The sequence below is a fragment of the Actinomadura roseirufa genome (genome assembly GCF_900659635.1).
In the GTDB taxonomy this organism is placed as follows: Bacteria; Actinomycetota; Actinomycetes; order Streptosporangiales; family Streptosporangiaceae; genus Spirillospora; species Spirillospora roseirufa.
The window spans coordinates 1-7,925 of record NZ_CAACVB010000312.1 but is presented as its reverse complement, the minus strand read 5'-3'; the positions used below and the strand labels follow the sequence as shown (position 1 = coordinate 7,925).

The 7,925-nt window shown below is 73.5% G+C and carries 7 protein-coding genes; 1 reads left to right on the top strand and 6 read right to left on the bottom strand.

Translation table 11 applies throughout. From position 1 onward, the window contains the following. A partial coding sequence (locus E1291_RS36230; RefSeq protein ID WP_165495468.1) for an AfsR/SARP family transcriptional regulator occupies positions 1-803 on the bottom strand: 803 nt, incomplete at its 3' end. A gap of 76 nt (positions 804-879) precedes the next feature. On the opposite strand from E1291_RS36230, the gene E1291_RS36225 reads away from it, so the two are divergent. Further along, on the top strand, positions 880-1,740 hold the full coding sequence (locus E1291_RS36225) for an alpha/beta fold hydrolase (RefSeq protein ID WP_131742570.1): 861 nt from the start codon (positions 880-882) through the stop codon (positions 1,738-1,740). A 365-nt stretch (positions 1,741-2,105) separates the two neighbouring features. Here E1291_RS36225 and clpB read toward each other — a convergent pair whose 3' ends face one another. The 5 genes from clpB to E1291_RS36200 all read right to left on the bottom strand — a co-directional run. Further along, on the bottom strand, positions 2,106-4,703 hold the full coding sequence (clpB, locus tag E1291_RS36220) for an ATP-dependent chaperone ClpB (protein WP_131742569.1): 2,598 nt from the start codon (positions 4,701-4,703) through the stop codon (positions 2,106-2,108). 49 nt (positions 4,704-4,752) lie between these two features. Next, entirely contained in the window at positions 4,753-5,202 is a 450-nt protein-coding gene (locus tag E1291_RS36215) for a heat shock protein transcriptional repressor HspR (protein WP_131742568.1), read from the bottom strand. A gap of 358 nt (positions 5,203-5,560) precedes the next feature. Continuing rightward, positions 5,561-6,733: a molecular chaperone DnaJ gene (gene dnaJ, locus E1291_RS36210; protein WP_131742567.1), complete on the bottom strand. Its 1,173-nt coding sequence runs from the start codon at positions 6,731-6,733 to the stop codon at positions 5,561-5,563. Positions 6,734-6,877: 144 nt separating this feature from the next. Further along, positions 6,878-7,501, bottom strand: coding sequence for a nucleotide exchange factor GrpE (grpE, locus tag E1291_RS36205; protein WP_131742566.1), 624 nt, complete (start codon positions 7,499-7,501; stop codon positions 6,878-6,880). Beyond that, positions 7,498-7,925, bottom strand: a 428-nt coding sequence (locus E1291_RS36200) for an Hsp70 family protein (RefSeq protein ID WP_165495467.1), incomplete at its 5' end; no start/stop codon positions are given. The genes grpE and E1291_RS36200, both read right to left, overlap by 4 nt.

Sequence of the window (7,925 nt, the reverse complement as noted above, 5' to 3'; positions counted from 1 at the left end):
GACGCGGGCCGCGCGGCCGGCACGGTCCCCGGGCCGGGGGCCAGGTGCGGGGCCTGCGCGAGGATGTCCGATTCGAGGCGGCGCAGGCCGGGGGAGGGGTCCAGGGCCAGCTCGGTGACCAGGGCGTCGCGCGCCCGCCGCAGGACGGCCAGCGCGTCCGCCTGCCGGCCCGCCCGGTACAGCGCGAGGGCCAGCAGGCGCCAGGCGTCCTCGCCCTCGCGCCAGGGGTGGCCCGCGGCGTGCGCCTCCAGGTCGGGGACGGCGTCGGCCGCCGCGCCGGTCTCCAGCGCCGCCCCGGCGCGGCGCTCCACCGCCAGCAGGCGCAGCTCGTCCAGCCGGGTGATCTCCGCGCGGGCCCAGCCCCGGTCGGCGAACTCCGCGTAGGCCGGGCCGCGCCACAGCGCCAGGGCCCCGTCGAGGACGGTCAGCGCCCGCGCGGGCGGCAGCGCGGCGGCCTCCCGCACGGCCGCCTCGAAGCGCCGGGCGTCCACCGCGTCCGGCTCGGCGCGCAGCGCGTAGCCGGGGGCGGAGGTGACCAGCAGCCGGGCCGGGGCGCGGGGCGGCCGGTCCGGCTCGATGCCGCGCCGCAACGCGGCGACGAACGTGCGGACGGCCCCGACGGCGCCCTCCGGCGGGTCGTCCCACAGGTCGCCGACGAGCGTCCCCACCGGGACGACGCGTCCGCGGGCGACCAGCAGCCGGGCCAGCACGGCACGGTGCCGCGGGCCCCGCAGCTCCAGCGGCCCGCCCGCGTCCTCGGCCGTCAGCGGGCCGAGCACCCCGAACCGCACGTCCCCCCGCATCCCCTCAATCTACGGCCCGGCCCGCCGCTCATCGGCCGCTCATCGCCCGCTCATCGGCGCCGCCGAGGGTGGGCGCATGAGGATCGAGACCTTCGACTACCAGCGCGTCCCCGTCGCCGCCGACGTGGCGCTCAACGTCGCCGTGGCCGGGCGGGGCGACCCGGTCGTCCTGCTGCACGGCTTCCCGCAGACCCATCTGATGTGGCGGCACGTCGCCGCCGACCTCGCCGCCGACCACACCGTGATCATCCTCGACCTGCGCGGCTACGGGGACAGCGACAAGCCCGCCGGAGGCTACGACAAGCGCGTGATGGCCGCCGACGTCGTCGCCGTGGCCCGGGCGTTCGGCCACGAGCGGTTCGCGCTGGCCGGGCACGACCGGGGCGCGCTGGTCGCCGTCCGGGCGGGCCTCGACCACCCCGCGACGATCACGCACCTGGCCGCGCTCGACACCCTGCCGACGCTGGACGCCTGGGAGATCATGCGGGGGACGTCCGCCGCCGTCGGCTTCCACCTGTTCCTGATGGCGCAGCCGCCGGGACTGCCGGAAGAGATGATCTCGGCGAGCGCGGACGCGTTCTTCGGCCATTTCCTGGACCAGTGGGGCGGCGGCCCCGACGTGATCCCCGCCGACGTCCGCGCGGCGTACCTGGCCGCTTCGCGCGCCGCCGTCCCGTCGATCGTGGCCGACTACCGGGCCTCGGCGGGCGTGGACGTCGAGCACGACGAGGCCGACCGGCGCGCGGGCACCGTGCTCACGATGCCGGTGACGGTCCTCCAGCAGGACTGGGGCCCGGCGCTGGGCTTCGACGCCGCGGCGCGCTGGCGCGCGTGGGCGCCGGACCTGGACCACCGCACCGTGAACTGCGGCCACTTCATGGCGGAGGAGGCGCCCGCCGTGGTCGTGGAGGCGCTGCGCGACCTGCTGGCCCGGTAGGGGCCCGGGGCGTACCGGTTCCGGACGCACCGGAACCGGTACGACCGGAGGGCCGGTTCGGATTTCCCTCCTCGCGGACGGCGGGCGAGGGACCCTGACCGGCCATTCCCGGCCCGAATACCAGTAGGTATTTACGTCCTGATTCGTGGAGTTTTTTGTGCTTTAGGTATTTAGTGGTGCGAACGGCAAAGGTGCAGGTAGAGTCGAGTTCCCGAGGTTTCATTAGGGAAAGAGCGCCTTGACCGATTTTGCGGGCACGGCGTTCGCCCCGGGCCCTTCGGGGGCGGGCCCTGGGGACGGCGCCGGGCGATGACTCCGGCCGCGGCCGTGCCGCCGTGCGCGGACGGCGGCACGGCCGCGGACGGTTACTTCGTGAACGACACCTCGCGCGCCGGCCCCACGGTCAGCCGGTCCGCCGCCTCGTCGAGCTCGACGACCACCTCGTCGCCGTCGAGCACCTCGCCCGACAGCAGCTCCCGGGCCAGCTGGTCGCCGATGGCCGTCTGCACCAGGCGGCGCAGCGGCCGCGCCCCGTACAGCGGGTCGTAGCCCGTCAGCGCCAGCCACTCGCGGGCCGCGTCGGTCACCCGCAGCGTCAGCCGCCGCTCCGCCAGCCGCTCCGCCAGCTTGTCGACCTGGAGGTCCACGATCCGGGTCAGCTCCTCCGTCGACAGCGCGTCGAAGAGGATCACGTCGTCCAGCCGGTTGAGGAACTCCGGCTTGAACGCACTCCGCACCGCGTTCCAGACCGCCTCGCGCTTCGCTCCGTTCTCCAACGTCGGATCCACCAGGAACTGCGACCCGATGTTGGACGTCAGGATCAGGATCGCGTTGCGGAAGTCGACCGTGCGACCCTGCCCGTCCGTCAGCCGCCCGTCATCGAGCACCTGGAGCAGGACGTCGAACACCTCGGGGTGGGCCTTCTCCACCTCGTCCAGCAGGACCACCGAGTACGGACGCCGCCGGACGGCCTCGGTGAGCTGACCGCCCTCCTCGTACCCCACGTACCCGGGAGGCGCGCCGACCAGCCGCGCCGTCGAGTGCTTGTCGCCGTACTCGCTCATGTCGATGCGGGTCATCGCCCGCTCGTCGTCGAACAGGAACTCCGCCAGCGCCTTCGCCAGCTCCGTCTTGCCGACACCGGTCGGCCCGAGGAACAGGAACGAACCCGTCGGACGGTCCGGGTCGGAGATGCCCGCGCGGGCCCGCCGCACCGCGTCCGACACCGTCCGCACCGCCGACGCCTGGCCGATCAGCCGCCGGCCGAGCTCGTCCTCCATCCGCAGCAGCTTGGCGGTCTCGCCCTCCAGCAGCCGCCCCGCCGGGATTCCCGTCCAGGACGCGACCACGTCCGCGACGTCGTCCGGGCCGACCTCCTCCTTGACCATCGCGTCGCGGTTCTCCGCCGCCTCCGACGCCTCCTCCAGCTGCTTCTCCAGCTGGGGGATCTCGCCGTAGGTGAGCCGCGCGGAGGTCTCCAGGTCACCGTCGCGCTGCGCGCGCTCCGCCTCGCCGCGGAGCTGGTCGATCCGCTCCTTGATCTCACCGACCCGGTTCAGCCCGGCCTTCTCCTGCTCCCACCGGCCGACCAGCCCGTTCAGCTGCTCCTGCTTGTCGGCGAGGTCGGCGCGCAGCCGCTCCAGCCGCTGCTTGGCCGGCTCGTCGGTCTCCTTGGCGAGGTTCAGCTCCTCCATCTTCAGCCGGTCCACCGCCCGCTGCAGCTCGTCGATCTCCACCGGCCGCGAGTCGATCTCCATCCGGAGCCGGGACGCGGCCTCGTCCACCAGATCGATCGCCTTGTCCGGCAGGAACCGGGAGGTGATGTAACGGTCCGACAGCGTCGCCGCCGCCACCAGCGCCGAGTCGTTGATCTGCACCTTGTGGTGCGCCTCGTACCGGCCCTTCAGCCCGCGCAGGATCGCGATCGAGTCCGCGACCGACGGCTCCCCGACCAGGACCTGCTGGAACCGCCGCTCCAGCGCCGGGTCCTTCTCGATGCGCTCGCGGTACTCGTCCAGCGTCGTCGCGCCGATCATGCGCAGCTCGCCGCGGGCCAGCATCGGCTTCAGCATGTTGCCCGCGTCCATCGCGCCCTCGGCCGCGCCCGCCCCGACGACCGTGTGCAGCTCGTCGATGAACGTGACGACCTGCCCGTCGCTCTCCTTGATCTCGTTCAGCACGGCCTTCAGCCGCTCCTCGAACTCGCCGCGGTACTTCGCGCCCGCGACCATCGCGCCGAGGTCCAGCGACACCAGCCGCTTGCCGCGCAGCGACTCCGGCACGTCCCCCGCCACGATGCGCTGCGCCAGGCCCTCCACCACGGCCGTCTTGCCGACGCCCGGCTCGCCGATCAGCACCGGGTTGTTCTTCGTGCGGCGCGACAGCACCTGCACCACCCGGCGGATCTCCGCGTCCCGCCCGATCACCGGGTCGAGCCGCCCGTCCCGCGCCGCCGCGGTCAGGTCGACGCCGTACTTCTCCAGCGACTGGTAGGTGCCCTCCGGGTCCTCGCTGGTCACCCGGGCGTGCCCGCGGACCTTCTCGAACGCCTCCAGCAGCGCCTGCGGCGTAGCCCCGAACTCCGCCAGCAGCGTCGCCGTCGGCCCGCCGTCCGCCGCCAGCCCCACCAGCAGGTGCTCGGTCGAGACGTACTCGTCCTCCAGCTGCCGGGCCCGGTTGCCCGCGGTGTTCAGCACCCGCTGCAGCCGTCCCGAGAAACGCGGCGTGGCGACCGTCGAACCCGCCGCCGACGGCAGCGCGCCGAGCTGCTCCTCCGCCCGCCGCCGGACGGCCTGCCAGTCCGCCCCGACGGCCTCCAGCAGCGGCACCGCGGTGCCCTCCGGCAGCGCGATCAGCGCCACCAGCAGGTGCTGCGGCTCCACCTCGGGGTGCCCCTCGGCCGCCGCCCGGCGGACCGCGATCGACACCGCCTCCTGGCTCTTGCGCGTCAGTTTCACGTCCATGGTCCGCTCCCTGTGCCAGCGGGGGACGCTCCCCCGACCTCCTTGTGGACTACTCCCTGTTCCGCTCGTGCCACACCACGACGCTGGTATGCCGGATCGGTACCAGATCCGACCCGGGCGTCCCCCCGGGATCCCCGTGCCGCCGGTGCTGCGCCAGCCGCGCCGCCACCGCGCGCGTCGACTCCAGCTCGTTCGCCAGATCCGTCAGCGCGGCGTGCGCCTTCGCGAGCTCCTCACGAAGCCGGGCGTTGTCGCGCTGCAGCTCCAGGATGTGCTTGATGCCCGACAGGTTGATGCCCTCCTCCTGGGAGAGCCGCTGGATCTCGCGCAACAGCACGATGTCGCGCATCGAGTACCGGCGGCCCCGCCCCGCCGTCCGGCCGGGCGACACCAGCCCCATCCGGTCGTAGGTCCGCAGCGTCTGCGGATGCAGCCCCGACAGCTGCGCCGCCACCGAGATCACATAAACCGGCGTGTCATCACCGAACGGCGTACTCACTGCCTCGCCTCCGCTCGGCGGCGACCGGGCTTTTCACGCGATGGCTTCCCTCGTCGCTCCGGTCGCAGGCTCCCTGCGCTCCTCAGTCCAGCCACCGCGCGCCCGCTCGTGCTCATTGCCTCGCCTCCGCTCGGCGGCGACCGGGCTTTTCACGCGGCGGCTTCCCTCGTCGCGTGCTCGCTCCTTCGTCGCTGCGCGCGCTCCTCAGTCCAGCCACCGCGCGCCCGCTCGTGCTCATTGCCTCGCCTCCGCTCGGCGGCGACCGGGCTTTTCACGCGGCGGCTTCCCTCGTCGCTCCGGTCGCAGGCTCCCTGCGCTCCTCAGTCCAGCCACCGCGCGCCCGCTCGCGTTCATCGGCTCACTCCTGCCTGGCCTGCTGGAGGAGCTCGCCGCGCAGGTCCTCCCCGGCGCCGGTGTCGCGCAGCTTCGCGAGGGCCTCGCGGGTCTGCTCGTCGAGCTTCTGCGGCACCTGGATGTCCACGGTGACCAGCAGGTCGCCCTTCGTGCCGTCGCGGCGCGGGGCGCCGCGGCCCTTGACGCGGAACGTCCGGCCGTTCGGGGTGCTCTCCGGAAGCCGCAGCGTCACCGGCTGCCCCTGGAAGGTCGGCACCCGGATCTCTGCGCCGAGCGCCGCCTCCGGGAACGTCACCGGGACCGCCAGCGTCAGGTTGTCGCCGGTGCGGCCGAACACCGGATGCGGCTTGACCTTGATGTGCACGTACAGGTCGCCCGCGGGCCCGCCGTTCTCACCGGGCGCGCCCTTGCCCTTCAGGCGGATCTTCTGGCCGTCGGCGACGCCCGCCGGGATGCGCGCCTGGATGGTGCGGGTACCGGTCGCCCGGCCGCTGCCGTGGCAGGTCGGGCACGGGTCGTCCACGACCAGACCGCGGCCGTGGCACTCCCGGCACGGCTCCTGGAATCCGAAGTTGCCGAGGTTGCGGGTCTCGTGCCCGGTGCCCTCGCAGCTCGGGCACACCCGCGGCACCGTGCCCGCCTTCGCGCCGGTCCCGCGGCAGCTCCCGCACGCCGCCTCGCTGGTCAGCTTGATCGGCACGGTCACGCCGTTCATCGCCCGGCCGAACGACAGCGTCACCTCGGTCTCCACGTCGGCGCCGCGCCGCGCCCGGCGCGTCCCCGTCGTGCGGGTGCCGCCGCCGCCCCGGTTGAACAGGCCGCCGAACAGGTCCCCGATGCGCTCGCCGGTGCCACCGGCCTGCGTGCCGCCGCCCTGCTGCCCGAACAGGTCCCCGAGGTCGAACGGGAACCCGCCGCCCGGCTGACCGCCGCGGAACCCGCCCGGCATGGACCGCACCGCGTCGTACTCCTTGCGGCGCTTGTCATCCGACAGGACGTCGTAGACCTCGGAGACCTCCTTGAAGCGGTCCTCGGCGTCGGCGTCGCCCTTGTTGGCGTCCGGATGGTACTGGCGGGCCAGCTTCCGGTACGACTTCTTGATCTCCTCCTGCGAGGCCGTCTTCGCGACACCGAGGACCTTGTAGTAGTCCTTCTCCAGGTAGTCCTTGGTGCTCACGGCGCCCCGCTCTCTGCTATCGCCACTTGCCACATGTCCAACATGCCCCGGCGGGGCCCGTCCCGGCCGTTCTGGCCGGGACGGGACCTTCCGAGTCGGTTCCGGGGGACGGGTCCCCTGGCCCACCGGCGGGAACCGGGTGGGTCACTCCTCGCCGTCGCCCGCCTCGGCGCCGGCGTTCGGGTCGGGCTCGGCCACCGCCACGCGGGCGGGACGCACGATCCGCTCGCCGATCCGGTAGCCGGGCTGCAGCACGTCCGCGACGCTCGTCTCCGTGACGTCCGCCGAGTAGGCGTGCATCAGGGCCTCGTGGACGGTCGGGTCGAAGGGCTCGCCCTTCTCACCGAACCGCTCCAGGCCGAGCTTGCCGGTGACCGCCTCCAGGGCCTCCCCGACGGACTTGAACCCGCCGGTCAGCTCGTCGTGGTCACGGGCGCGGCCGATGTCGTCCAGCACCGGGAGCAGCTCCGTGAGCACCTGCCCGAGGGCCTGCTCGCGGACCGCGACCCGGTCCCGCTCGACGCGCTTGCGGTAGTTGTCGTACTCGGCCTTCAGCCGCTGGAGGTCGGCGAGGCGCTCGGACAGCTGTTCCTTGAGCGAGGAGACCTCCCCGTCCACGCCGGCGCCCCCCTTCGCCGAGGCGTCCGGGGCGGACGGCTGCGCCGTCTCGCCGGTCCCCCGGACCTTCCCCGTCTCCGGATCGATGCGCCGCTTGTCGCGGATCACCGGGCCCTCGTTCTCCTCGCCCTCACGGGGAGAGGTCGTCACGAAGCATCACCCTTCGGCTTGTCCTCGTCCACGATCTCGGCGTCGACGACCTCGTCGTCCTGCCGCCCGTCCTGGGCCTCGGCCGTCGGGCCGTGGTCCTCGCCGGCCGGCTGCGCGCCGTCGGGGCTCTGGGCGTACATCGCCGCGCCCATCTTCTGGCTGACCTGGGCGAGCTTCTCCGCGCTGCCCTTGATGGCCTCGACGTCGGTGCCGTCCAGCGCCTTCTTGACCTCGGCGACGGCCTCCTCGACCTCGGCCTTCAGCTCCGCGGGGACCTTCTCGTCGTTCTCCCGCAGGAACTTCTCGGTCGAGTACGCGAGCGTGTCGGCCTGGTTGCGGACGTCGGCCTCCTCCTTGCGGCGGCGGTCCTCCTCGGCGTACTGCTCGGCGTCGCGCATCATCTTCTCGATGTCGTCCTTGGGCA

What these genes read in the sequence shown, in the direction of transcription:
- E1291_RS36225 (WP_131742570.1), top strand. Translation starts at nt 880, where the DNA reads ATGAGGATCGAGACCTTCGACTACCAGCGCGTCCCCGTCGCCGCCGAC.
- clpB (WP_131742569.1), bottom strand. Translation starts at nt 4,703, where the DNA reads ATGGACGTGAAACTGACGCGCAAGAGCCAGGAGGCGGTGTCGATCGCG.